Source organism: Oceanobacillus halotolerans (assembly GCF_010993955.1).
GTDB classification, from domain to species: Bacteria; Bacillota; Bacilli; order Bacillales; family Amphibacillaceae; genus Oceanibacillus_A; species Oceanibacillus_A halotolerans.
The window spans coordinates 39,673-64,739 of the sequence record NZ_WIXL01000015.1 but is presented as its reverse complement, the minus strand read 5'-3'; the positions used below and the strand labels follow the sequence as shown (position 1 = coordinate 64,739).

Genomic DNA, 25,067 nt, shown 5'->3' with positions numbered 1-25,067 from the left:
TCCCCCGCGGAAAGCGTAGTGTTTTTCCGTAGCGAAGCTATGTGCATATCCTAACTACTGCGCATAATATATATTATGCGCAGCACTAAAAACAACAAAATATACGAAAAGCGCCTTTGAATTATGATTGCCATAGCTCTCTATTAATTAAATTTGGGGGTATTTCCCCATTTAATCCAGCTTCTAAATTAGTTGCTGCTAGTTTTGACATTTTTAATTCTGTCTCTTTGGTGGATGAGCCAATATGTGGTGTCGTAACAACCTGTTTCATCGTTAGAAGCGGATTATCATTTTCAATCGGCTCTTGTTCAAATACATCTAATCCAGCAGCTTTGATGTCGCCATTCTTAAGTGCTGTAATTAAGTCTTGTTCCACGACTGTTTTACCGCGGGAACCATTAATGAAAATAGCGGACTCTTTCATTAATGTAAATTCTCGTTTACCAATAAGCCCCTCTGTTTCAGGAGTTAATGGTGTCATCAGACAAACAAAGTCAGATTGCTTAAGTAAGGTATCCATCTCACAATACGTGGCATTAACTGCTTGTTCTGCATCTTTTTTTCGAGATCGGTTATGGTAAAGAATATTCATGTCAAAGCCGAAATGAGCACGTTTTGCGATTGCTTGACCAATTCGTCCTAATCCAATAATCCCTAGCGTTTTATGATGAACATCTGTCCCATAGTATTCTGATCCAAGTGCCTCAACTGTCCATTCAGCCCGTTTAACGAGTTGATCTAACTCAGGAATTCGCCGTGCAGTTGCAATTAAAAGGCCGAAAATCGTGTCTGCAACGGTATCATTTAATACATCAGGGGTATTAGTAGCCATAATATGGTGTTTATTTAGTGTAGGAATATCAAGGTTATTGTAGCCAACAGAGATATTGCTAACGATTTTTAAGTTCGGAGCATGTTGTACTAATTCACTATCCACTGGTAAACCGAGTCCAATGATACCTTCTGCCTCTTTTAGAAAAGCTAAGAATTCATCGTCCGTTTTGGGATCAATATCCTTAAAGAAACGAACGTCATAAGATTTTTTTAATTGCTGTAAGACAGGTTCCTCAATACGATTGTAGGCAATCACTTTTTTCGCCACGTTTCATCCCTCCATATCTAATGTTAAGGTAGCTTGAATCAGGTTGGGTGTCAATAAGCTTTAAAGAAAATTATAAAAATTGGGGGAGATATTTATGAACGAAATTTCTATTGCGTTAATTCCTGGTGATGGGATAGGTCCAGAAGTAGTAACAGAAGGGGTAAAGGTTTTAAAAGCCATTGAACAATTAGATGCCAATCTATCTTTCTTATTTACGGAGTTTCCGTGGGGATGTGAGTATTATCTTGAGCATGGAAAAATGATGGATGAGGATGGAATTGAGAGATTGGCAGATTTTGATGCCATCTATCTAGGTGCAGTTGGGTATCCTGGTGTCCCTGACCATATTTCCTTATGGGACCTGTTATTAAAAATACGTAAGTCCTTTGATCAATATGTCAATCTCCGTCCAATTACACTATTAAACCCAACATTAACTCCTTTAAAGGATAAGGGTGAAAAAGATATTGATATGCTCGTTATTCGGGAAAATAGTGAAGGAGAATATGCAGGTGCGGGGGATTGGTTGTTTATAGGCAAGCCAGAAGAAGTTGTACTGCAAACTGGTGTGTTTTCTCGTAAAGGAACGGAGCGAATTATTCGGTACGCTTATGAAGAAGCACGTCATTCGAAACGATCCTTAACAAGTATTAGTAAAGGTAATGCATTAAATTATTCCATGGTTTTTTGGGATGAGGTATTTGAAGAGGTAGGTAAGGAATATCCAGATGTAGATACGTACAGTTATTTAGTTGATGCAGCTAGTCTCTATTTTGTAACAGATCCTGAACGATTTGAAGTAGTCGTGACGTCGAATCTATTTGGGGATATAATGACAGACTTAGGAGCTGGAATTACTGGTGGGCTAGGTTTAGCTACTGGTGCTAATATCAATCCAGAAAGAGAGTACCCATCGATGTTTGAACCAGTCCATGGCTCTGCACCAACTATAGCTGGAAAACAAATTGCTAATCCAATTGCAGCAATTTGGTCCGTTAGCCAAATGCTAGAATTTTTTGGGGAGCAGGAATGGGCAAATAACGTACTCACTACCATACAACACATATTACTAGATCCATCTACTTTAACGCCGGATTTGGGTGGTAATGGCACAACAAAAGAGGTTGGAGATCAAGTTGTAGAAGGATTGAAGAAGATAGTGAAATAGTAATAGGAAAACGCTTGGGGGTCAAATGAACTCCCAAGCGCTTTTGTTCTTAATCAGTAGGTTCGTTTTCAATTGACTCTTTTGCCAGGTTCATAATGGTCATGTCATCCATTGGTGGATTGTGTAAACCCGCGCGAACATCACGGTAATGGCGCTGAAGTGGATTTTGTTGGGATAAACTTTTTGCTCCAACAATTCGCATAGCTAAATCAACGATATCATTTGCTTGATTGACAACAGACAATTTTACCGCACCAAGTTCAGACTTCATGGTTTGTCGGGTTTGATCATCTGCTTCATCCCACTTTTTTGCAACACCGTAAAGGAAATGACTGCTTTGTTGTACAAGCAATGCCATTTCTCCAATCTTTTGTCTTACGTTTGGTAAGTCTGAAATAGTACCTTTAATACTATTTGGTGAATATGTTTTAGCAAACTGAACAGCATAACTTTGTGCAGCACGTGCAATGCCAAGATAGCATGCTGGAATATGCAAAAGCCAACCAGCTGCAGGCTTGTTGCTAGGGTTTATATATTCAACTAGATCGTCCTCGGCTACTTCTACATTTTCCAAAACAAGGTCATGGCTTCCGGTTGCTTTCATGGCAATCGAATCCCACGTTTCATCAATTTTGACACCATCTCGTTCTCGTTTTATTAAAAAGTTCCCAACCTTATCTGTTCCATCAATAGATGCACTAACAACAAAATATGAAAGAATAGGCGCTAACGTTGTAAAACTTTTCCGGCCATTAATAACCCAGCCATTTTCTGTTTTTTTCGCAACCGTTTCAGGTCTTCCGCCACGAGTTGGGCTGCCAGTTGCTGGTTCTGTTGCAGCATTATTTAAGAGTGCACCCGTTTGGATAACATCTTGTGTCACGGTCTTATATTTTTTCTCATCCCAAATCTTATTTTCACCTAAGAATTGAATGATTCCCATATGCCATCCAATCGAAAGAGCTGTCGATCCATCAGCTTTTGCAATGGTTTCTTGGTGATGGAGCATTTCTTGTAAGGAGATACCGAGACCACCATATTGTTTTGGAATCGTTAAGGATGGATAGCCGATATTTTGCAAGGCTTTAAAGTTTTCAAAAGGAAATGTTCCAGCTTCGTCATGTTCCCGTGATCGTTCGGAAAATTGCTGAACGACTTCAGCTAACGCTTTGTTCCGTTCTTCAGCTGTGTGATACTCTGTTAATTTCATCTTTCACGTCACCTACTTTTAAATTCATATTAGATTAGTCGGAATTATAATTATATTATTTCACTCGTTTCAGAAAAGTGCAAGGCTTTGAAATTATTTCGCACGAAGCAAAAGTGTATTTCTTTTACGAGGACGTTTTAGTACTGGTCTGTCTGCTAAAAAGGTGACTGTATGAAGTGGAATCGGGTGCATCTATTAAGTTGCATTTAAGTTGAATACTTTGTTAAAAGTACCTTTTGAAATAAAGGAAAACATGTTACACTAATATTCAGTATTCTTTTACAGGATATAGTATAAAAGTATTAGAGGAGATGAGTGTAGAGATGAGTAAGCAGAGTGTAGTAGAGACAGGCTATTTTGGTGAATTTGGAGGTAGCTATATACCAGAGGATTTACAAAAGGTATTAGCGACGCTTGCGGAAGAGTTTGATAAATACAAGGTTGATCCGCAATTCCAAGAAGATTTTCGTTATTATTTAAAAGAATATGTCGGAAGAGAAAATCCATTAACCTATGCTAAAAACCTGACAGAAAAAATTGGCGGCGCTAAAATTTATTTAAAACGCGAAGATTTGAACCATACTGGTGCCCATAAAATTAACAATGTTATTGGTCAAATTTTACTGGCAAAACGAATGGGTGCGACACGAATTATTGCAGAAACTGGTGCGGGACAGCATGGTGTTGCAACGGCAACGGCATGTGCTATGTTCGATATTCCATGTACCGTTTACATGGGAAAAGTGGATACAGAGCGCCAGGCACTAAATGTATTTCGGATGGAACTATTAGGGACGAAGGTTGTTCCAGTTGAAAAAGGGCAAGGTCGACTAAAGGATGCAGTTGATGAAGCGTTGGCCGATTTAGTACAAAACTATGAAAATACGTTTTATTTATTAGGTTCTGCGGTTGGACCACATCCATATCCTTCCATTGTGAAGCACTTTCAATCTATTATTAGTGAAGAATCGAAACGACAAATCGTAGAAAAAGAAGGGAAATTACCAGCTGCAGTTGTTGCCTGTGTTGGTGGTGGAAGTAATGCAATTGGTGCATTCTCGCATTACATGGAAGAGCCAAGTGTTCGCTTAGTTGGCGTTGAACCATCTGAAGCACCAACTGTCACAGAAGGAGAACCTGCCGTTATTCATGGATTTAAATGTTTAACCTTATTGGATGACAAAGGAGAGCCACAACCAACCTATTCAATTGCGGCAGGACTAGATTATCCAGGAGTTGGTCCAGAGCATAGTCATCTAAAAACAAGTGGTAGGGGTGATTATGTAACGGTAACAGGGGATGAAGCTTTAGAGGCATTTCAAGTATTGTCCAAAGTAGAAGGGATTATCCCTGCACTAGAAAGCTCTCATGCTGTTGCCTATGCGATGAAACTTGCGAAAACATTACCAAGCGATGAATCTATTATTGTCAACTTGTCTGGAAGAGGCGATAAAGATGTTGATCAAGTATTTGAAATGTTAAAGAACTGATTTTAAATATTACAGAGAAGTGATCTCGATACATTTTTGAGCTATAGCGACCTGTTTTTATAACAGAGAAGAATATTTCGAGGAATATCAATCTAAATTAAAGCTGTTTGTAAAATGATCAGAGGCGATCATTAATGCAAACAGCTTTTTCTCTATCATTTACGAAACGATTTACAGCTTGATCAGACTTCCATACAATAGAAATAGAGGTGATAGGAATGGCAATTGTGACCGTTGATTTTGATGGTACACTATATCAAGGAAATTCATTTAAAGCAATGTTTCGAGCAGCGCAAAAAGATTTTGGTTTAACGGAATGGTCTATAGTAGCAGTTGGATTAGCTAAAGCTATTGCTCTTGGTATCACAAAAGGAAAGAATGCTTTTCGACATGCATTCTTTAAAGCGTTTGCGAAGTCGTTTAAAGGCAAGACAAGCAAACAACTGGATCAGTTTTTCTTCCAGCTAGTGGAAATAGGAAAAAAAGAGGTTAATCACGAGCTAGTACATAAAATCCGAGAGCATCAGCGTACAGGTGATACCATTATAGTTTTATCAGGTGCATTACAACCATTTTTAAAAGCTTTTACCAATAGTTTAGAGTTAGATGTATATATTAGGAGTACTACGTTAAAATATGATGCTCAAGGTGTTTGTACGGGTGAAATTGGTCCTCTTATTAATGGGGATGAAAAAGTGAAAAAAGTCCAGGAATTTCTTGCGAACGAAAAGCAGCAAGGAAAAGATAGTGAATATGTAGAATTGTGGGCATACGCAGACAGTGAGAGTGATCTTCCATTATTTCAATTTGTTCAACATCCAGTTGTTGTTAACCCTAATCAAGCTATGAAGGAAATTGCTAAGCAACATAACTGGAAAATTTTTGCATAAATGGAAGGGTTGAGGCATTCCTAAGGGGTAGCGAATGCCTTCATCTATCTTATGGAGTAACTTTTATCATGGTTACGTGGTGTTTATCTAGAGGCGTTAGTAGTTACATGTCACATTATAAGTTTCGCAGTTTACTTTCTTGTGAGGCAAGAAAGTATAAAAATGTTGGTGTCATTAGTGGCTTTATAGGAAAGGCCGCGTCCAGCTCCAGCGCCTACCTCCTCGAGGTCATAAGTCAATCCTCTTTGTGGCAAAAAGCGCCACGACGAGGCTTGGCTTATGCTTGGCAGATAAGAAAATACTTACTGCATAAGTGCAACTAAGGCTTTCGCCACTTGGCGAAAAGCCAGTTTTCTAATCGGGGGTGATCAAGGCGCTTCTAGCTTTTGTTCTTCAATAGAACGCAATGCAAGTTTTTCCAATGTTTTTTCTTGTTTTTCTTGTTTTTCTTGACTAGTAGAAAGATTGGTTAATTGCTCCGAGTTACGTGCAATCTGTTTGTGATTTCGGTCAATTTTATTGAGCACATCCTGGATATCCATCTTTGTCGCCATATGCTTGATGTCGTCTTTAGAGGCCATGTTTTCGAAATCATATTTTGTCGCCATCAGTTGTAGATCATCTTTTGTAGCAAAGCTTTCAAGGTCTTGCTTTGTTGCCATCTGTTGTAGATCTTCCTTAGTAGCAAAGTTTTCAAAGTGTTGTCTGGTAGCCATATTCACTTTGATGTGTTGTATCTCTTTTGAAATTCCTTGATAGAGTGTCTCGTTCATTTTCTTTTCCTCCTTTCTATAGCAGTTTATAGGTTCTTTTTAAGTCTAGCATTATCTCTTAGAACCGCTATATTCTCCTTAAAAATGGATCATGGAACTGGTCCACCTTTCAACATAAACACTTATTGACACATTCCACACCGACCGATATAATAAACAAAGTAAAAAAAGAATATCCGTAAGAATACGGAAGAGGTTCTTAGCTTTAACCCTCTATAAAAAACTAAGGACAGATGACGAATGTTAACCATGTGCCTTAGGCCGTGGTTTTTTTAATGCCTAAAAATCGAATAGGAAGGGGGTATTGTTATGGCAGGTAGACGAGATGATGAATTAACGGATATAACCTTATTAGGAAGTCAAGGAACGAAATACGCTTTTGACTACACACCAGAAGTGTTAGAAACCTTTGATAACAAACACCCAAATCGCGATTATTTTGTAAAATTCAATTGTCCTGAGTTTACAACATTATGTCCGAAAACCCATCAGCCAGATTTTGGAACAGTTTATATTAGTTACATTCCCGATGAAAAAATGGTCGAGAGTAAATCACTTAAATTATATTTATTCAGCTTCCGTAATCATGGCGACTTTCACGAGGATAGCATGAATATCATCATGAATGATTTAATTGAATTGATGGATCCCCGCTATATTGAAGTATGGGGGAAATTCACACCGCGTGGTGGTATATCTATTGATCCATACTGTAATTATGGAAAGCCTGGAACGAAATATGAAAAAATGGCCGACAATCGAATGATGAACCATGATATGTATCCAGAGAAAATTGATAACAGATAAAGTGAAACTTCAATCAGTAGGGTTTCCTTTCCTCCTCCACTTATCTTTCTTGGATCTCCTAAGGAATCTTGAAGTGGGGGTCTTACTGCCCGTTACATGCGGGATAAATAAGCTTGAGGGTTAGCTTTGATCCTTTTCTACAATAAGGGAAGAGGGTTCAGATGTTTATATATTTAAATGCTTTATTTGTAGGATTACTTTTATTATCTAATATTTTAGGTGTAAAGCTATTTCAGATTGGTGAATTTATGCTGCCTGCAGCCGTCATCGTCTATGTTGTCACTTACTTATTAACAGACGTAATCGGTGAGTTATATGGGAAAGATGCAGCTCGTAAAACAATACAGGCAGGATTTTTTACACAAATTATTGCACTTGTCTTTGTCTTTATTGCAATTCAACTTCCTGCAGCGCCAGTCTTTGGTGCACAAGCAGAATTTGAGCAAATTTTAGGAGGAAGTTTTCAAGTTATTGTGGCAAGTCTCTTGTCCTATCTTGCTAGTCAACATATTGATGTCACGATATTCCATCGCTTAAAAGCAAGACATGGCAGCCAAAAACTTTGGTTACGAAACAATTTATCAACAATGTCCAGTCAGCTAATCGACACAACTATCTTTATAACGGTTGCTTTTTGGGGTACGGTTCCTGCAGGTGCATTAGTTGGGATGATTGCAACACAATACGTCTTTAAGCTAGGAATTGCACTGATCGATACGCCAATTGCCTACATCCTTGTGAAATTCGGCAAAAAGCGTAAAAATGAATATGATGTAATAGAACCAGCATCGTAAAAAAAGAAGCAAAACGTGTAGGGTAGAAAATATAAAATTTCAATATGGTTATCTTATTAAATTGAACCATCTTTAGACCATTATTAACAGGCTAATTAACAAGTTAAACAACATATTAAAAAACATTGCTTTATGATGAGGTTTTTGGTATAAAAATAAAACAGCTCAGTTCACTGAGCTGTTTCTTATTTTCAGTGTTAACCAATCGCGACCTTTTGTGGAACTACTAAACACTCCTGTTTAGTTCTTTAGTTAAGAAAAATCCTTTTTGTATCGAACAGCTAGATATATTCCTGAAGCGATGAATGCAAGAGAATACTTGAATAAGAAGAAAATTTGCCACATATATTCTTTTGGAAAAATTATGTCGCACAAAATTACTCCCCATAATACAATGTAGGCACTTTTTAAATGTATTTGATTTGTTCTTTCGTCAGGCTTACCTATTTTTTTGTAATATACATATGACAGAATCAATCCAACTAAAAGCAATACAAAACCGCTGCCAAGAAGCATATTCCAATTACCAGGTGATTCTTCCGCCCAAGTTTTTAAAGGGTAAAAGATTGTATTTGATATTTCTGTACTAGATTTCCCCATTTTAATCACTTCCTTTCACATAAGTAAAAATATCGTTAACATCTACGTTAAAGAAATCAGCTATTCGAAAAGCTAAAACAAGAGAAGGAGAGTAATTATTCTTCTCCATAACAAATATAGTTTGCTTAGATACACCGACAGCGTCCGCCAAATCTTTTTGTGTCATTCTTTTTAAAACCCTATGCTCATACACCTTATTTTCAATGTAATCCTCAAATTCTTTCTTCAAGGTCAACACCCTCCTTTTTAACCACATCTTTATAGTAAACTATAATTATACAAAAGTAAAGTAAACTTATATAAAATAAAAAATAAATTAGATTAGACCCTTAATGATTAGAATCTAACCTTTATTTAACTATGCAACAAACTTTCAAAAGAAATTTGGTATTACCTTAGATCTATGATGTCATTCCAATCATATTTCCTGAGGTGCAAGAGAGGATGCTTAAGTGGGTTGGTTGCCCACTGATGATAACTATATCCTCCTTTATTTCAAATGATAAAATAGGTACAATACTATTTAAAATACAAGAAAAAATAGCATACCAAAGCTTATGTGATTTGGTATGCTATACATCGTTTATTTTCGTTTTTCTCCACTGTAAGTGAACTACTTACGTGTAGGGGGAATTCCTTTTTCATTATTGGTATTTTTCATCTACAATGAAATAGATATAATGGATGTTACCTCCTTGTTGATGGATTGAGATCTCGTGAATGCCATCCGCAGTTCCACGTGTTACCCAATCATTTTCAACATCTATGTCCATATCAATATCAAGTTATTTAACGTAATTCTGTTAATTGGAATTTCTCATTAAGGTTTCTTTCTTGCATAACGCCATGGAGTTCCTAAATATGGTAGTGCCCATCTATCTAATCCATACCAGCCTGCAACCTTCCATGCCATGATGATTAGGATTGCAATAATAAACATAATTGGGTTAGAGCTTACCGTCCCTGCTAGTAAAAAGGAAATATTCATTAGTGCACCAAAAAATGCCGCAACACCAGTTAATAAACCAACAATTAATCCAAGTCCAACAAGTACCTCACCAAATGCGACCATGTAAGCAAAAGGAGCTGCATTTGGTAATACTACATTTTCTAAAAACCAGGCATACCATCCTGATACATCTCCTGTTTCCGCTTTTGTGATGGCTCCACCAACAAATCCTTGAATTGCAGCACCTGCATTTTCACCAGTCCATGCATCCTCCCCTATTTTACCTAATCCAGATGTGATCCATGAATAGCCAAGGTATATACGAAGAATGAGCCAAAGCCAAGCCAATCTTGTGCTTACAAATAACATTCGGGAAAGTGGGTTTTCTTCGACAATTATTTCTCTAACTCGTCCACTTTGTTTTACTTCAACCATACAATACCTCCTATTGAATTATTATGGTTCCATGTATTAAGAAGTGATGAATGGGGATTTTGCCCAATTTACACATAAAAACATTATCTATGTGTAAATAGGGAAAAGCTATAGGGGTTTTCCCTAATAATGTGTCACTAAAAACCTTAATTATCAAATTGAAGAGAGCAAAAAATCCGATACCCTCTCAAAAGTACCGGATTAATGATTCGAATCATTACTCATTTATCCCGCATGTAACGGGCAGTTAAGCCCCCATTTAGGAGATCCAAGAAAGATAAGTGGGGGATCAAACTGCCCGTAAATGTCCGATTCGTTCCACTAGCCATCAGTGAGGGGGAAAGGAACCTAGACTAAATGCGTTTTACTTTATCTTTACAATCCAGTTGAATGGGTCTTTTTGTTGCCCATACTGAATTCCAGTTAATGTCTCATATAAGGATTTGGCTATCTCACCAGTTTTTCCTTCATTAACCGTCATATCATGTTTTCCCCAGGTTAATTTTCCAATAGGTGAAATGACGGCAGCAGTACCTGAACCAAATGCTTCCTCCAGTTTCCCATCTTGATGTGCTTGTTTTATTTCATCCATAGTTACTTTCCGTTCTGTTATCGGAATATCCCAGTGTTTCAATAGCTGAATGACTGTGTCTCTTGTAATACCACTAAGGATGCTTCCATTTAAAGCAGGGGTAATAATTTCTCCATTAATTTTAAAGAAAACATTCATGTTACCAACTTCTTCAATATACTTCCGTTCTACACCATCAAGCCATAATACTTGGGAAAATCCTTCTCTTGCAACAGTTTCTTGTGCTTTTAAGCTAGTTGCATAGTTGCCGCCTGTTTTTGCTTCCCCTGTTCCACCTCTTATCGCACGAACATACTTATTTTCCACTGCAATGTTTACTGGGTTCATTCCTTCCTTATAATAAGCGCCTACAGGAGAAAGGATGATCATAAATTTATAATGTTGTGAAGGTGCTACCGCAAGATTCGGTTCCGTTGAAATGATAAATGGTCGTATATAAAGGGATGTACCTGGTGATCGCGGAATCCATTCTTTATCAATAGCAACTAATTTTTTAATCGCGTGAAGTGCAAATGACTCATCAATTCGTGGGATACATAGCCTGCGATTTGAGTGGTTTAGTCGCTCCATATTCTTTTCAGGCCGAAATAAGTGAACGTCATCATTAGGTGTTCGATATGCCTTTAACCCTTCAAAAATAGATTGACCATAGTGAAACACCATTGCAGAGGGATCCATTGTTAAAGGTTGGTAGGTTACAATTCTTGCATCGTGCCAGCCTTTTCCTTCCGTATAATCCATAATAAACATATGATCTGTAAATACTTTGCCAAAGGCTAATGCCTCGTCTTTCGGTTTTTCCTTTTTAGTTGTGGAATATTCTACGTGAATGGTCCAATCTTCCATTACGTCAATCCCCCCGACTATAGATTTTTAATATTTATCATAATTCATATCTATTTGGGAAGCAAGATTATTTCTAAAAAATAACAACGCTTATGTTTATTAGGTTTTTAAGGTGGTAATGAAGGAAAATTAGGGTTTTCCCTTATAGTAAATGTGTCGAAATTTTGTCAGAATTACATGTAAATAGTTAATTCATGTCAATAACCTGGAAAAGAAATAGGAAAATGATATGGTTTCACTTTATCCCACATGTAACGGGCAGTAAGACCCCCACTTCAAGATTTCTTAGGAGACCCAAGAAAGATAAGTGGGGGATCAAACTGCCCGTAAATGTCCGATTCGTTCAACTAACCATCATTGGGGGAGGAAAGGAAACCCCCAATGATTGAAGTTTCCACTTTATTGTTCTTAGCATGGAAAGGATAAGTAATTTAGTAGGTCCATCCTTACCGAATTCATTGGTCCATTCCAACCAGTGAAAATGGGCCCTTATGCAGGATCAAGTGGTACGGCAGTTTTTTTTACGTTAGGAAAGTAGAAAATTTTAGCTAAGAAGTGGACTCGACGTTGCTAAAATTTTTATGTCCCAAGTATAAGAAAAACTAACACATTCGCTAAAGGACGAGCGAATGCGAGTTTTTCTTATACATTCCAATTTATGTAACGGATATTGAGACAGATTTACTATGGGATAGGTATCGTGATCAGCCAATGGATCTTGGTTATAAGTCATGTTGGTCGATGCCAATTATTTCTAGTTAGGACATGAGCTTGGACTACAAATTGTAGCAGAGGGTTTAGAAACAAAAGAACAGCTGCAGATGTTTCAGGAAATGAAATGTGATACGGTACAAGGATTTTTATTTAGTAAGCCAGTACCAATAGTTACGTATAAGGAAAGATTTCTTCAACACATATAGTGATCAAAAAGATTGGAGGTAGAAACATGAAAATTTATTCCATTAAGACAAAGTTGATTATCCTGACAGGACTCATTTTTTTAATACCTAGTTTGTTTATTGGATTGTTTCAATATGGACAAGCAAGTCAGTCACTAAATGATTTAGGAAAAGAAGCGATAAGAGATAAGGTGAATATTGCTATTTCTACCTTGGATGTTTTACAACAAGAAGTATCAAATGGTGATCTAACGCTAGAAGAGGCACAAGAAATGGCGAAAGAAGAATTAATAGGTGTTCGAGAATCAGATGGGACACGTAACTTCACCTCTGATTATCAGTTTGGCGAAGAGGGTTATTTATTTATATTAGGAGATGACGGAAAAGTTTTTGCACACCCTACGATCGAAGGTGAAGATATGTATGATGCAGAGGATGAAAATGGATTTCAATATGTCCAAGATTTTATTAAACAATCAGGTCAAGGTGGTGGGTACACGGAATATATCTTTGAAGGGGATGAAAAAATAGCCTACTCTGCTACATTTGAAGAGTGGGGATGGATTTTAAGTGGAAGTGCCTTTTATGATGATTTTAGTGCGCCAGCCGATAACCTACTATGGTCGCTAGCTATAACGATTGGACTTGTTAGTATCGTTGGTTTCTTAGTTGTTTTCTTTGTTGTATCACGGATTTCCAAACCAATTATTACAGTTCGAGACCATATGTTACAACTGGCAGATGGCGACTTAACAATGGATAAGCTCGTTATTAATCGTAAAGATGAACTTGGTGATTTGGGAGCAGGATTTAATAAAATGGTCGAAAACTTAAAAGGTATGGTGACGATAATCCGAGATAACGCAGAACATGTGGCATCAACCTCAGAAGAGTTAAGTGCCAGTGCTGAGGAGTCAAGCAGTACTAGTCAGGAAGTGGCAGCATCCATTCAGAATATTTCAGAGGATACCACGAATACTTTGGAAGGAACAAATCATGCAAAAGAAACTATTGAAAGTATTCGAGATGGGATGACACAAATAACGGAAAATGTAGAGGATCTTTCTAAAGCCTCAACAGAAACAAAAACAAAAGCATCTGCAGGTTCTAAAAAGCTTAATAAGGTAACGGAACAAATGCACCATATTCAGTCCTCCAGTAAGCAAATGGGTACTGTTATTCAATCATTAGGAGATACGTCGGAAGAAATTGGGGAAGTCATTTCCCTTATTGAAGAAATTTCGGATCAAACGAATTTATTAGCATTAAATGCAGCAATAGAAGCTGCAAGAGCAGGGGAGCATGGAAAAGGATTTGCGGTTGTTGCAGACGAGGTTCGCAAGCTTTCAGAGCAATCTCATCAAGCAACTAGTCAGGTAAGTGACTTAATAAACGAAGTTCAAACAAAAGTATCGGAGACAATCACAGTTGTCAAAGAAGAAGGAAAAGATGTGGAACAAGGTAGAGAATTAGTTGATGAAGCAGGACAAACCTTTACCGTAATCAATGATCAAATAGCTAAAGTGGTTGAAATGACAAGTGCCATTAATAAATCCATTCAAGAAGTTAATTTAGGAAATGAACAGTTAATTGGAATTGTGAAAAATGCTGAACAAATTGCGACACAGACTTCCGAACATAGTAATTCGGTAGCAGCAGCTGCAGAAGAACAAAGTGCAAGTGTACAGGAAATTACAGCTGCTTCTGAATCCTTAGCATCCATGGCTACTGAGCTTCAAGCATATATAAGTAGGTTTCAGCTTGATAAAAAATAGCCTCAATTAAAAACAGTTATTAATAAACAATAGAAAAAATTTAACAAATATTTCACACAAATGTGACCCACCATCACATGCCTGTTAACGTATAATAGTACTTACGTAATAGGTATATAGGGGGTCACATTATATGATTTCAATCTTGCTAGCAGATGACCATGGGATTATTCGAAAAGGAATTAAATTATTAATTGAACAAGAACCAGACATGAGTGTTCTATGGGAAACGGATAATCAAGAAAAATTATTACAACTAGTAGATGATGAAAAACCAGATGTTGTTGTTACAGAATTATACTTGGAAAAGAAGGCTTGTTTGCACGCAATAAATAAAATAAAAGCATCTAGCCAGAAGTCCAGGGTAATTGTCCTAACCAATTATGAGGACAAAGAATGCCTATTTCGTGTTTTAAAAGCTGGTGCTTCTGGATTTTTATTAAAAACTAATCATGATCAAGACCTCATTGAAGCAATTCGAACAATCTATCATGGTGGAGCCTATCTTTATCCGAATGCAACAAAAGTGATGTTAGACGATTATGTACGAACAAGCCGCAATGCAGAGGGACAGAAAAATCGATTAACAGCAAGAGAAGAGGAAGTATTAAGCTATATTGCAAAAGGCTATACCAATCGTGAAATAGCAGAAAAACTGTATGTATCCGTTAAAACAATCGAGGCCCATCGAGCACATGTTATGGATAAATTAAATTTGCGAAATCGCCCTGCACTAGTTCAGTATGCGATGGAGAATGGCCTAGTTCACTTTTAAATCCCGTATTCTACACAAAAGATCCTATCAAAACAGATAGGATCTTTTGTGTTTTTTGCAGGTATTCTAAGATGATTCTGATTTAGGTTATGCTTTATTGCATTAAGTTAGCTCCAGGAGTATAATTTATTTTAGGAACAAATATTATAATATTTCTTAATTTTAGGCTTTTTTCACATTCCTTGTTGCCTTTATACGTCGCACCTTCTATGTTATGTGCAATATACATATTATGGAAAAAATAAGTGTAAAGCAAGATAAGAAAAGGAGCGTATAAAAATGAAACAAATACTGCGTAAAGATATTCCAGAAGAAGAAACATGGGACCTTACCCCGATATTTGCATCTGTTGATAAATGGGAACAGTCCTTTCAAGAAGTAGAAAAACAGATTGATAACTTGCTTGCTGGTGGTGACCCATTTCCTCTTTCTACTGCACGTGAGTTATTCGATAGTTTAAATGATTATGATCAGTTAATGGAACGTTTAAATCGGGTATCCAGCTATGCGATGTACAAATTTTCGGAGGACGAATCAGATGCAGAAAATCAAGAAATAATGGGTCGTTCCTTATCATTAGTTGCAAAAGGGGGACAAGTTACTACTAATTTTACGAATGCATTAGTACAAGTAGACAAAAATGATATTGACAATTGGAAAAAGGAAGAAGGAGGAATACATGAATTTGACCGGTTTCTGGATCGTTTAGATGAGGTTCGTCACCATACGTTAACATCTGATATGGAAAATACATTAGCATCCTTATCTGAAACACTGCGTGTACCTGAAGTCATGTTTCATGCGGTTACATCCTCCGATATGAAGTTTGAACCAGCTAAAGATAAAAACGGAAAAGAACATCCCGTTTCGTTACATATGTACATGACACAAATTGAAACATCACCAGATACGGTTTTACGTCGAAATGCATATCAATCGCTTACAAATGGTTTAAAAAACTATCAACATACACTGGGGAAATCGTTAACAAGTGAAATTACGAAAAATATATCGTTAGCTAAATTACGTGGTTATGATTCTGCAAAAGATATGTTGTTACAGTATTCGGATCCAAACCAATTTTACGCGACAGATGCAATTTCATCTTCATTCTTTGGAGACATTTTGGATACATTTCAAAAAGAGCTTTCTCCACACATGCAGCGTTATGCACGGTTGAGAAAAAGACAATTAGGATTAGATAAATTACAGTTTTCTGATGTAAAAGCACCACTCGATCCTGAATTTGATCCACCAATTCGCTACAAAGAGGCTGGAGAAATTATTACAGATGCAGTTGGTGTATTAGGTCCAGAGTATCAAAATGAAATGGCACGAGTTTTTTCGGAAAGATGGGTATACAGGGGAGATAACGTTGGCCGTCGAATGATTGCCTTTGGTGGTGGCGTTCATGGTGTCCATGGCTATTCCTTTTATCCATGGGGTGGAAATTTGTTTGACATGCTGTTACTAGGGCATGAACTAGGGCATACCTTGCATTTCTCTTTATCCATGAAAAATCAACGTTATATTAACAATACACAAGCACATTTATTTGTGGAGGCACCTTCCACACTTGTGGAACAACTCATTGTAGATTATCTAAAAGAAAACCGAGATGACCCGAGATTAAAGCGCTGGTTGAATATGTATTTAATGATGAGTTACCACCATAATTGTGTGACCCATGTGTTAGAAGCAGAATTAATGAGAAGATTATATGACTTTGCTGAAAATAATCAACCACTTTCAACAGCCATTATAAGTAAAACAAAAGGTGCTATTCTTTCAGAGTTCTGGGGAGATACAGTGGAAATAGATGAAGGTGCAAATCTAACATGGATGCGGCAACCTCATTATTATATGGGACTTTATCCATTTACCTACTCTGTCGGTATCTCCGCATCAACGGTTATGGCTGAACGAATTCAAAAAGAAGGTCAGGCAATAGGAAAACAGTGGACGGAAGTATTAAAACAAGGTGGAAATAAAAGCGGTCTTGATCTATATCGAATGGCAGGGCTTGAAATGTCTACCACTGAAAATCTCAAAAAAGCCATTGCCCGTGTTGGAACGATTGTTGATGAATTGGAAGCAAGTTTTCAACCAATTTCATAGTAATATCATTTCAATTAATTTCAGAAGGACAAAGTAACATTAGAAGGGATGAGATATGATGAGTATAACGTCAAAAAAGGAAAATGTCGTAACGGATTACCACGGAACTAAGGTGAAGGACCCTTATCGTTGGTTAGAGGATATGCAATCCCCTGAAGTGCAACAATGGACGGATGAGCAAAATAATAGAACCCAACAATATCTCGGTAATATTTCGTATCGAGAAAAGGTGAAAAAGGAAATCACAGAATGGACCAATTTTGAAAAAGTAACGGTACCTGAAAAAATAGGAGACTACTATTATTTTCATCAAAATGATGGATTACAAAATCAACCTGTCTTGTCTCGTTCAACGTCACTAGACTTAGAAAATCCAGAAGTCATAGTAGATCCAAATTCCCTTCATGAGGAAGGTGCTGCTGCCATTACTAGTATGGCATTCAGTAAAGATCATGGTTATTTAGCATATGCGATTTCCTATAATGGCAGTGATTGGCAAGAAATCAAAATAAAAGATTTAGAAACGAAAAAGGATTTTCCAGAAGTAATTAACTGGTGCCGTTTTACTAATATTGCATGGAACAAGGAGAGTAGCGGTTTTTACTATAGTCGTTATCCAGATCCGAATACCGTTCCAGAAAACGAAGCTAGTTACCATAACCAGGTATACTTTCATCAATTAGGTACAGCTCAAGAAGAAGATCAATTAGTTTACGAAGATCGAGATCGTAAAGAATTAGCGTTCTCTCCAATTGTAGTGGAAGATTATCTTATCTTAAAAGCGACAGATGGTACTGAGCCTAAAAGTAGAATCTACTATCGTTCTTTAAACAGCGATGATTCATTTATTCCATTAATTAGTGATGGGGAAGATAATTATGACTTCATTGCAAACGATGGAGAAACATTTTATATGCATACAAACTATCAAGCACCGAAAGGGAAAATTATTGCAATCGATATCAATAATCCAGAAAAAGAAAACTGGAAAGACGTTGTACCTGAGAATGATGATACCATTTCGTTCATTCGCTATATTGATCAGAAGTTTATCATCGTTTACTTGCATCATGCCTATCACATCGTGAAAACTTTTGATAAAAATGGATCCTTCTTAAAAACAATTGATCTACCAACGTTTGTTTCGGTAACGGATATAAAAGGAAATCAAAAGGGAGAAGACATTTTAATTTCGTACCATTCATTTCTTCATCCTGATCAGATTGTACAATATAACTATCAGAACGACCGTTTAGATTCTATCGTTGATCCGGAAGATTACGCTAAATCCAATCAATTCGAAACAAAACAGATTTTTTATTCCTCCAAGGATGGTACGAAAATCCCGATGTATATCACCTATAAAAAGGGAATTGAATTAAATGGGGACAATCCTCTATTACTCTTTGGATATGGTGGATATAACATCAGTATGACCCCATCCTTCTCACCAGCAAACATGATGTGGATGGATAATGGAGGCATATATGCAGTGGCTAATCTTCGTGGAGGGAGTGAATATGGCGAGGAATGGCATTTAGCAGGAACCCTCGAAAAGAAACAAAATGTATTTGATGATTTTATTTCTGCAGCTGAGTGGCTAATCGAGCATAAATACACAAACCCTAAGAAACTATCGATTATGGGAAGAAGTAATGGAGGACTTTTAGTAGGTGCTTGTATTAATCAACGACCTGATTTATTCGGTGCAGCACTTTGTATGGTTCCAGTAACAGATGCACTCCGTTTCCATTTATTTACCGCTGGGAGATTTTGGATAAATGAATTTGGAAATGCAGAAGAAAACAAAGAACATTTTGATTTCATGTATAAATACTCGCCATTACATAATGTGAATCCTAATGCGGAATACCCACCTACTCTCATTACAACGGGGGATCATGATGATCGGGTGGTTCCATTACATGCAACGAAATTTGCTGCTGCATTACAAGAACACGACCCCAAAAACCCAATCCTATTACGGGTTGATAAAAACGCAGGACATGGTCTAGGTAAACCAACTGAAAAATGGATTGAAGAACAAACTGATCTATTTACATTCCTATTTAAAGAACTAAATGTGTCAATCTAATATTTTTCAAACAAGCCTGTTGTGCTTTTTCGTATGAATCTTAATGCTTGGTTGATAGATTATGTGTTGTAACTAGAATATGCACATTGCTCCGCTTCGGAAATACACTACGCTTTCCGCAAGTAAGCTGTGAGCCTCCTCAACTCGTCACACGTTTCTAGGGGTCTCACTTTGCTTACTTCGACGAACAGGACAAGGAAAGCTACGACAGCGAAACATCGCCGAAGCAAAGTGTATTTCTTTTGGGAGGACGTTCTAGTGTCGGCACCTGCCACAGGACGTGACCGTTTTTAGCTGACGAAACAGGAGTCTTCGTGTTTTTCATCTGATTTGAGCTTTGTTAATTCTTATTCTTATCATTTAGATTGCTAATACGGTATTGATTGGAGCGTAGGACAGTCGACTCCTGCGGAAAAAACAACAGCTGAAGTTCCCATAGGAAGCGGTTTTTGCTTCCGGTGTCTAGCTTCGATGGACAGGACGTCCTAGTGCCGATAGTCATAAGGACGTGGCGTTATCATCGGCCAGCACCTATCCCCTCGAGGTCTTAAGTCAATCCTCTTTGTGGCAAAAAGCACCACGCCGAGGCTCGACTTAAGCTTGGCAGATAAGGAAAAATTTCTTACTGCATAAGTGCAACTAAGGCTTTCGCCACTTGGCGAAAAGCCAAGTTTTCTAATCGAGGGTGACCAAGGCGCTTCCGCTTTTCTATAGAGGAAGCTAAAAGCGTTGTCCGTGGTAAAGAAGACACTGTGAAAACGTAAAGTCTGAACAGATGTCGCACTTATGCCCGTGGTGAAAGCGACTGTCCGAAGTGGAAATCAACGGCTTTAATTTACTGCGCATTATATAGAATACACAAATTCACGAAAGCAACTATATATGTGAAAAAGATCTTTAAACAAAAAAGGAGGGACTAGTATGGACCTAGGGTTGGCTGGAAAATCGGTACTCGTGCTCGCTTCCAGTAAAGGGATAGGAAAAGCAACAGCTTACCAATTTGCAAAAGAAGGTGCACATGTTTTTTTATCTAGTCGTGATAAGGGAACGTTAGAAACTGTAACAGAGAAGATTAAAGAAGAAACAGGAAATACTAATGTAGATTATCAAGTATGCGACATAACAAACCCAGCATCCATTAAAGCGTTAGTATCAGCAGTTGTGGAACGAAATGGTACAATCGATGTACTAATAAACAACGCAGGAGGCCCCCCAGCTGGTGGGTTTGACGATTTCGAGGATGACACTTGGCAGCATGCCTTTGAATTAAATTTACTCAGTTATATTCGAGCAATTCGGGAAGTCATACCACATATGAAAAAGCAAGGAAGTGGCCATATCATTAACATTGCTTCCTCATCTATTAAACAATCAATTGATAACTTGATTCTATCAAACACATTCCGTTCTGGGATAGTTGGGCTTGCTAAAAGCCTGTCACAAGAATTAGCAGCTGATAATATTAAAATTAATACGATTGGACCAGGCCGCATTTTGACTGATAGAGTGAGGGAACTAGATGCCATTAAAGCAGAAAAGGTAAATGTTTCAATAGAGGATTTACAAGAAGAAACAGCAAAGAAAATTCCAATGGGACGATATGGAGAACCTGAAGAATTTGCCAAAATCGTTGTCTTTTTATCTTCACAAGCAAATACGTATATGACAGGACAATCCTTCGTAATAGACGGTGGAATGGTTAAAGCATTGTAATATTTTACAAGCGAAAGGTAAGTGAATTTGTATGAAACAAATTGGAATCGATGCTGGTGGTTCTCTAACCAAGCTTGCGTATATGGAACAAGGAACGCTTCATACCAAAACATATTCCAATACGGAAATGGATGCAATGATCCAGTGGTTAGCAATTACAGCATCAAATGCGGAATTATTGTTAACAGGTGGACGCAGGGAGGAAGTAGGGGAACGAACATCCTTACCCGTTAAATATATGGATGAGTTTCAAGCACTAGTGGAAGGCACTCGTTATTTATTACAAACGGAGAGAAATTGGAAAGAAGTAGATCCGTACTTATTAGTGAGTATTGGAACGGGAACATCAATGTTTGCAGTTCAATCGAATTCCTATGAACGGGTGCTTGGAAGTGGTATTGGTGGTGGCACTTTTATGGGGTTAGGCCACCTTCTAACAGGAGAAAGAACCTTTTCAAACTTGGTACAGCTTGCTAATAAAGGGGATCAAAAACAAAGTGACTTACTCGTTAAAGATATTTATACAGGGAATACTGACACACCTATTTTAGGGGAATTAACAGCTGCTAACTTAGGAAAGGCACATTTAAATGATCACGCAACAAAGGAAGACCATATGGCAAGTGTGGTTCAACTAATCGGAGAATCATTATTAACGCTTGCTACACAAGTAGCTGTTTCACATAATATGAAATCACTTGTTTTTATCGGTAGTACCCTAAATGGGAATACACCTCTTAAAACAGTATTGGAATCTTTTCAAGAGATGTTGCCGTATGATCCAATCTTTTTAGATAAAGGGTCTCATGCTGGAGCAATCGGTGCATTGCTTGCAAAAGAATAGGCTCTTTTCGTATACTTTGTTGTTTTCTATTACGTTTAATCTATATTATACGACGTAAAATTTAGATTTAATTACCGCTACGGAAAACACTTCGCTTTCCACGGGACTCTCCACGAGCCTCCTCGTGGAACCCACACTGCGGGGTCTCTTAGGCTCGTTTTTCCGCAGGAGTCTTCGTGTTTTCCTTCGCTAGAAATGAGTTCCAAATACACAGCAAATTATAGCTTATTTTAGTGATTGGAGCGTAGGACAGTCGACTCCTGCAGGAACAGCACGTGTCTAGACCTGAGCAGGAAGTGGTCTTCTTCCGAGGAGGCTGAGGCCGTGCCTGAGGTAAAGAAGACACTGTGAAAACAAAAGCTTGAACAGATGTCGCACTTATGCCCGTGGTGAAAGCGACTGTCCGAAGTGGAAATCAACGGTTTAGGTATTGCGTATAATCCATCTTATATGCATGATGTTTCATACCTAATAGCAACAAACTTCTAGAAAACGGCCAAAGAATAAGAATGAGGAATGATCTTTTCGTATATGAACGAAAGGATTATTTTTGTTAAGAAAATTGTTCTACTTATAATAAGTAGGAAAAAAGTGATATACTTCTACGTAAAGAGTTATACTACATCCCGTTTCTACTTTCATAATTGATGGAGGACAACAATGAGTAAGTGGTTTTATGCCAATATTGTTTTAGTCGGTATTGCAATTTGGCATGTCATATCAAAGAGTTCCTTTTCTGGGGTTCCCATTCATTTATTAGCAGGTTTATTGGGAGCACTGTTTGTTTTGTTTAATTGGACAAGACAAGCTGTATTTTCTACGATCCGAAATACGCCAGATCGAAATGTGAAAATTAAACTGGCCAGCTTATCGAAAAAAATTGTCCCATATCATAGGTGGGTTGGTACGTTAGCGTTAGTTATTATCATCATTCATGCCATACTAGTCATTCATTTATATGGGTTTTATTGGGAAAATCCAACATTTTTAAGTGGATTTGTGACTGGAATTGCCTTAGTAGGTATGGTCACAACTGGTTGGTTACGTCTGATTAAGCCAAGTGTAAAAAAGCGAAGGGCTCATATTTATTTTGGGATGGCCTTGTTTTTCCTACTAGCCATACATATTATTTTATAATCCCCACTATTTAGGTATATTTTATTGATCGTTGGGTATATTACCTTACTGAGCATATATACCTTTTTAAAAAGTGGTGATAAACATGAAACTGCACATCCCTAAAATTGTATTTCTATTGGTTGGTATGATGATGCTAATGGGAGCAATCACAATGGATACAACAGTAGCAGAGGAATATGGTCAAGAGTCAGATACTATTGAACACAATTGGGAGCAATATAGTTCTGAGACGAATGTAATTGAAGCAGGTTCTCATGAATTTACATATTGGAAAAACTTTATCCAACGAACCCGGACATGTAATTTATCCTATGAAATAAAAACGGTCGTTTACTATTGTGATATTCATGATCACACAAGATCGGAAACATTTATAGAAGAAGAACATCACAGTGAAGATCATTCATAGATACTCTGGAGCCATGGCTACATGTTAGCACATGGCTTTTTTTAAAGATAAGAATGTATAAAAAGTTGGCTTTATTTTGTTCATATACAGTAACAGTCACGCCCAGCTCAAGCGCCTACCCCCCTCGAGGTCATAAGCCAATCCACATTACGCGCAAAAAGCGCCACGTCGAGGCTTGGCTTATGCTTGGCAGATAAGAAAAAATTTCTTACTGCATAAGTGCAACTAAGGCTTTCGCCACTTGGCGAAAAGCCAAGTTTTCTAATCGGGGGTGAACAATGCGCTTGCGCTTTTGTTCGTTTGTCTTTATACATACTTTATTGCTTTCTCACCGTCGTACTTGACCTCCGTTTATCACGATGATAAATGTTAGTCTGAATCGTCATTCCGTTCTTTGCCGAAAAACCCCTGTTTGGAGGATGGTTTGTAATCCTCGTTCTGTTATTTATATGTAAACATTGATAGCAAATTAATTTCCGTCGAAAGTGAACTATTTGTCCGAAGCGGAAATCAACTACGCTATGTTACGTCGTAATATCTATCAACTGTCCAATAAAACACTCAAAAAGGGTGCGGAAAGGAACAATTTTTCACACGTTAGGAAAGTTTAAAATTTTAATGTCCCAAGTATAAGTAAAACGAACACATTTGCTAAGGACGAGTGAATGCGAGTTTTTATAAGAAAACAGGTTTCCAAATATGTAATATAACATATGGGATAGTTGAGTCAGCTTGCGATTATCAGTATGATTAAAAGTAGCGTGTTACTTTAGGAGTTGGAGGTAGAAATGATGATCAAACATTTACAGGATACGGTCACACTACATAATGGCGTTCAAATGCCAGGTTTTGGTTTAGGTGTGTATAAAGTGGAAGATGGGGATGTTGTAATCCAAGCTGTCAAAGCTGCTTTAGATTATGGATATCGCAGTATTGATACCGCGTCATTTTATGATAATGAAGCTGGAGTAGGTCAAGCCATCCAGGAATCCAATATCCCAAGAAAGGAACTCTTTATCACCTCTAAAGTATGGAATGACCAACAGGGGTATGAGAATACATTAAAAGCATTTGACGAAAGTCTTTCGAAACTAGGACTAGATTATTTGGATTTATATTTAATTCACTGGCCTGTTAAAGGTATGTATAAAGAAACTTGGCGTGCACTCGAAAAATTATATAAAGAAGGAAAAGTACGTGCCATTGGTGTCAGTAATTTTCATGTCCATCATTTAGAGGATCTAATGGCAGATAGTAATCACAAGCCTGTCATAGATCAAGTTGAGTTCCATCCACACCTTACACAAGAGGATTTACGAACCTTCTGTCAGCAAGAAAATATTCAACTAGAGGCATGGTCACCACTTAAACGAGGACAGCTTTTAGAAGAGCCAACCATTACCGAAATTGCTAACAAGTACGGGAAATCACCCGCACAAGTCATATTACGATGGGATATTCAACATGATGTCATTACAATACCAAAATCCTCGAAAGCACATCGTATTAAAGAAAATGCGTCTATATTCGATTTCGCTTTAACAGAAGAAGAAATGAATCGGATCGATGCATTAAATCGGAATGACAGAAGTGGTTCAAATCCAGATAGCTTTGATTCATAATTCGTATCACGAGTATTATCC

The 25,067-nt window shown here is 37.5% G+C and carries 21 protein-coding genes, 1 pseudogene and 1 riboswitch; of the genes and pseudogenes, 15 read left to right on the top strand and 7 right to left on the bottom strand.

What is annotated here, in order from left to right; genetic code table 11:
* Nucleotides 1–121: 121 nt before the first annotated feature.
* Nucleotides 122–1,102 carry a 2-hydroxyacid dehydrogenase gene (locus tag GHC26_RS14185; RefSeq protein WP_163971910.1) on the bottom strand — a complete coding sequence of 327 codons (981 nt, stop codon included), beginning with the start codon at nucleotides 1,100–1,102 and terminating at the stop codon, nucleotides 122–124.
* A 94-nt stretch (nucleotides 1,103–1,196) separates the two neighbouring features.
* Between GHC26_RS14185 and GHC26_RS14180 the strand changes: the two genes are divergently transcribed.
* On the top strand, nucleotides 1,197–2,270 hold the full coding sequence (locus GHC26_RS14180; protein ID WP_163971909.1) for a tartrate dehydrogenase: 1,074 nt from the start codon (nucleotides 1,197–1,199) through the stop codon (nucleotides 2,268–2,270).
* Between the two features lie 49 nt (nucleotides 2,271–2,319).
* Here GHC26_RS14180 and GHC26_RS14175 read toward each other — a convergent pair whose 3' ends face one another.
* Complete coding sequence (locus GHC26_RS14175) at nucleotides 2,320–3,480, bottom strand: acyl-CoA dehydrogenase family protein (protein WP_163971908.1); 1,161 nt, start codon at nucleotides 3,478–3,480, stop codon at nucleotides 2,320–2,322.
* A gap of 323 nt (nucleotides 3,481–3,803) precedes the next feature.
* On the opposite strand from GHC26_RS14175, the gene trpB reads away from it, so the two are divergent.
* Both trpB and GHC26_RS14165 read left to right on the top strand, forming a co-directional pair.
* Complete coding sequence (gene trpB / locus GHC26_RS14170) at nucleotides 3,804–4,970, top strand: tryptophan synthase subunit beta (RefSeq protein ID WP_163971907.1); 1,167 nt, start codon at nucleotides 3,804–3,806, stop codon at nucleotides 4,968–4,970.
* A gap of 218 nt (nucleotides 4,971–5,188) precedes the next feature.
* Complete coding sequence (locus tag GHC26_RS14165; protein ID WP_163971906.1) at nucleotides 5,189–5,860, top strand: HAD family hydrolase; 672 nt, start codon at nucleotides 5,189–5,191, stop codon at nucleotides 5,858–5,860.
* 368 nt (nucleotides 5,861–6,228) lie between these two features.
* Here GHC26_RS14165 and GHC26_RS14160 read toward each other — a convergent pair whose 3' ends face one another.
* Nucleotides 6,229–6,633 carry a hypothetical protein gene (locus GHC26_RS14160; protein WP_163971905.1) on the bottom strand — a complete coding sequence of 135 codons (405 nt, stop codon included), beginning with the start codon at nucleotides 6,631–6,633 and terminating at the stop codon, nucleotides 6,229–6,231.
* A gap of 186 nt (nucleotides 6,634–6,819) precedes the next feature.
* Nucleotides 6,820–6,866, top strand: a riboswitch (PreQ1 riboswitch).
* 76 nt (nucleotides 6,867–6,942) lie between these two features.
* Here GHC26_RS14160 and queF point away from each other — a divergent pair.
* The gene (gene queF, locus GHC26_RS14155) at nucleotides 6,943–7,440 is read left to right on the top strand and encodes a preQ(1) synthase (RefSeq protein ID WP_163971904.1); all 498 of its coding nucleotides are present in this window, start codon (nucleotides 6,943–6,945) and stop codon (nucleotides 7,438–7,440) included.
* A 161-nt stretch (nucleotides 7,441–7,601) separates the two neighbouring features.
* Nucleotides 7,602–8,234, top strand: a complete 633-nt coding sequence (locus tag GHC26_RS14150; protein ID WP_163971903.1) for a queuosine precursor transporter — start codon at nucleotides 7,602–7,604, stop codon at nucleotides 8,232–8,234.
* A gap of 252 nt (nucleotides 8,235–8,486) precedes the next feature.
* On the opposite strand, the gene GHC26_RS14145 is transcribed toward GHC26_RS14150, so the two are convergent.
* The 4 genes from GHC26_RS14145 to GHC26_RS14130 form a co-directional block, all read right to left on the bottom strand.
* Complete coding sequence (locus tag GHC26_RS14145; protein ID WP_163971902.1) at nucleotides 8,487–8,834, bottom strand: DUF2178 domain-containing protein; 348 nt, start codon at nucleotides 8,832–8,834, stop codon at nucleotides 8,487–8,489.
* Nucleotide 8,835: 1 nt separating this feature from the next.
* Nucleotides 8,836–9,090, bottom strand: a complete 255-nt coding sequence (locus GHC26_RS14140) for a helix-turn-helix transcriptional regulator (RefSeq protein ID WP_163971901.1) — start codon at nucleotides 9,088–9,090, stop codon at nucleotides 8,836–8,838.
* Nucleotides 9,091–9,654: 564 nt separating this feature from the next.
* A complete protein-coding gene (locus GHC26_RS14135; protein WP_163971900.1) occupies nucleotides 9,655–10,218 on the bottom strand; it encodes a DoxX family protein in 564 nt (187 codons plus the stop codon).
* A 364-nt stretch (nucleotides 10,219–10,582) separates the two neighbouring features.
* Nucleotides 10,583–11,656 (bottom strand): branched-chain amino acid aminotransferase, encoded by a 1,074-nt coding sequence (locus GHC26_RS14130; protein WP_163971899.1) that lies wholly within the window; start codon nucleotides 11,654–11,656, stop codon nucleotides 10,583–10,585.
* 773 nt (nucleotides 11,657–12,429) lie between these two features.
* Between GHC26_RS14130 and GHC26_RS16235 the strand changes: the two are divergent.
* From GHC26_RS16235 to GHC26_RS14080, 10 genes and pseudogenes are all read left to right on the top strand, one after another.
* A pseudogene (locus GHC26_RS16235) lies at nucleotides 12,430–12,576 on the top strand (EAL domain-containing protein); the annotation flags it as partial.
* 26 nt (nucleotides 12,577–12,602) lie between these two features.
* Nucleotides 12,603–14,330 carry a methyl-accepting chemotaxis protein gene (locus GHC26_RS14120; protein ID WP_163971898.1) on the top strand — a complete coding sequence of 576 codons (1,728 nt, stop codon included), beginning with the start codon at nucleotides 12,603–12,605 and terminating at the stop codon, nucleotides 14,328–14,330.
* A 133-nt stretch (nucleotides 14,331–14,463) separates the two neighbouring features.
* Nucleotides 14,464–15,105: a response regulator gene (locus tag GHC26_RS14115; RefSeq protein ID WP_163971897.1), complete on the top strand. Its 642-nt coding sequence runs from the start codon at nucleotides 14,464–14,466 to the stop codon at nucleotides 15,103–15,105.
* A 279-nt stretch (nucleotides 15,106–15,384) separates the two neighbouring features.
* Nucleotides 15,385–17,223, top strand: a complete 1,839-nt coding sequence (locus GHC26_RS14110; RefSeq protein WP_163971896.1) for a M3 family metallopeptidase — start codon at nucleotides 15,385–15,387, stop codon at nucleotides 17,221–17,223.
* A 58-nt stretch (nucleotides 17,224–17,281) separates the two neighbouring features.
* Complete coding sequence (locus GHC26_RS14105; RefSeq protein ID WP_163971895.1) at nucleotides 17,282–19,318, top strand: prolyl oligopeptidase family serine peptidase; 2,037 nt, start codon at nucleotides 17,282–17,284, stop codon at nucleotides 19,316–19,318.
* A gap of 921 nt (nucleotides 19,319–20,239) precedes the next feature.
* Nucleotides 20,240–21,031, top strand: a complete 792-nt coding sequence (locus GHC26_RS14100) for an SDR family oxidoreductase (protein WP_163971894.1) — start codon at nucleotides 20,240–20,242, stop codon at nucleotides 21,029–21,031.
* Nucleotides 21,032–21,062: 31 nt separating this feature from the next.
* On the top strand, nucleotides 21,063–21,875 hold the full coding sequence (gene coaW / locus GHC26_RS14095) for a type II pantothenate kinase (RefSeq protein ID WP_163971893.1): 813 nt from the start codon (nucleotides 21,063–21,065) through the stop codon (nucleotides 21,873–21,875).
* Nucleotides 21,876–22,535: 660 nt separating this feature from the next.
* The gene (locus GHC26_RS14090; protein WP_163971892.1) at nucleotides 22,536–23,012 is read left to right on the top strand and encodes a hypothetical protein; all 477 of its coding nucleotides are present in this window, start codon (nucleotides 22,536–22,538) and stop codon (nucleotides 23,010–23,012) included.
* Between the two features lie 85 nt (nucleotides 23,013–23,097).
* Nucleotides 23,098–23,424 carry a hypothetical protein gene (locus GHC26_RS14085; protein WP_163971891.1) on the top strand — a complete coding sequence of 109 codons (327 nt, stop codon included), beginning with the start codon at nucleotides 23,098–23,100 and terminating at the stop codon, nucleotides 23,422–23,424.
* Between the two features lie 791 nt (nucleotides 23,425–24,215).
* A complete protein-coding gene (locus tag GHC26_RS14080; protein ID WP_163971890.1) occupies nucleotides 24,216–25,046 on the top strand; it encodes an aldo/keto reductase in 831 nt (276 codons plus the stop codon).
* Nucleotides 25,047–25,067 lie beyond the last annotated feature (21 nt).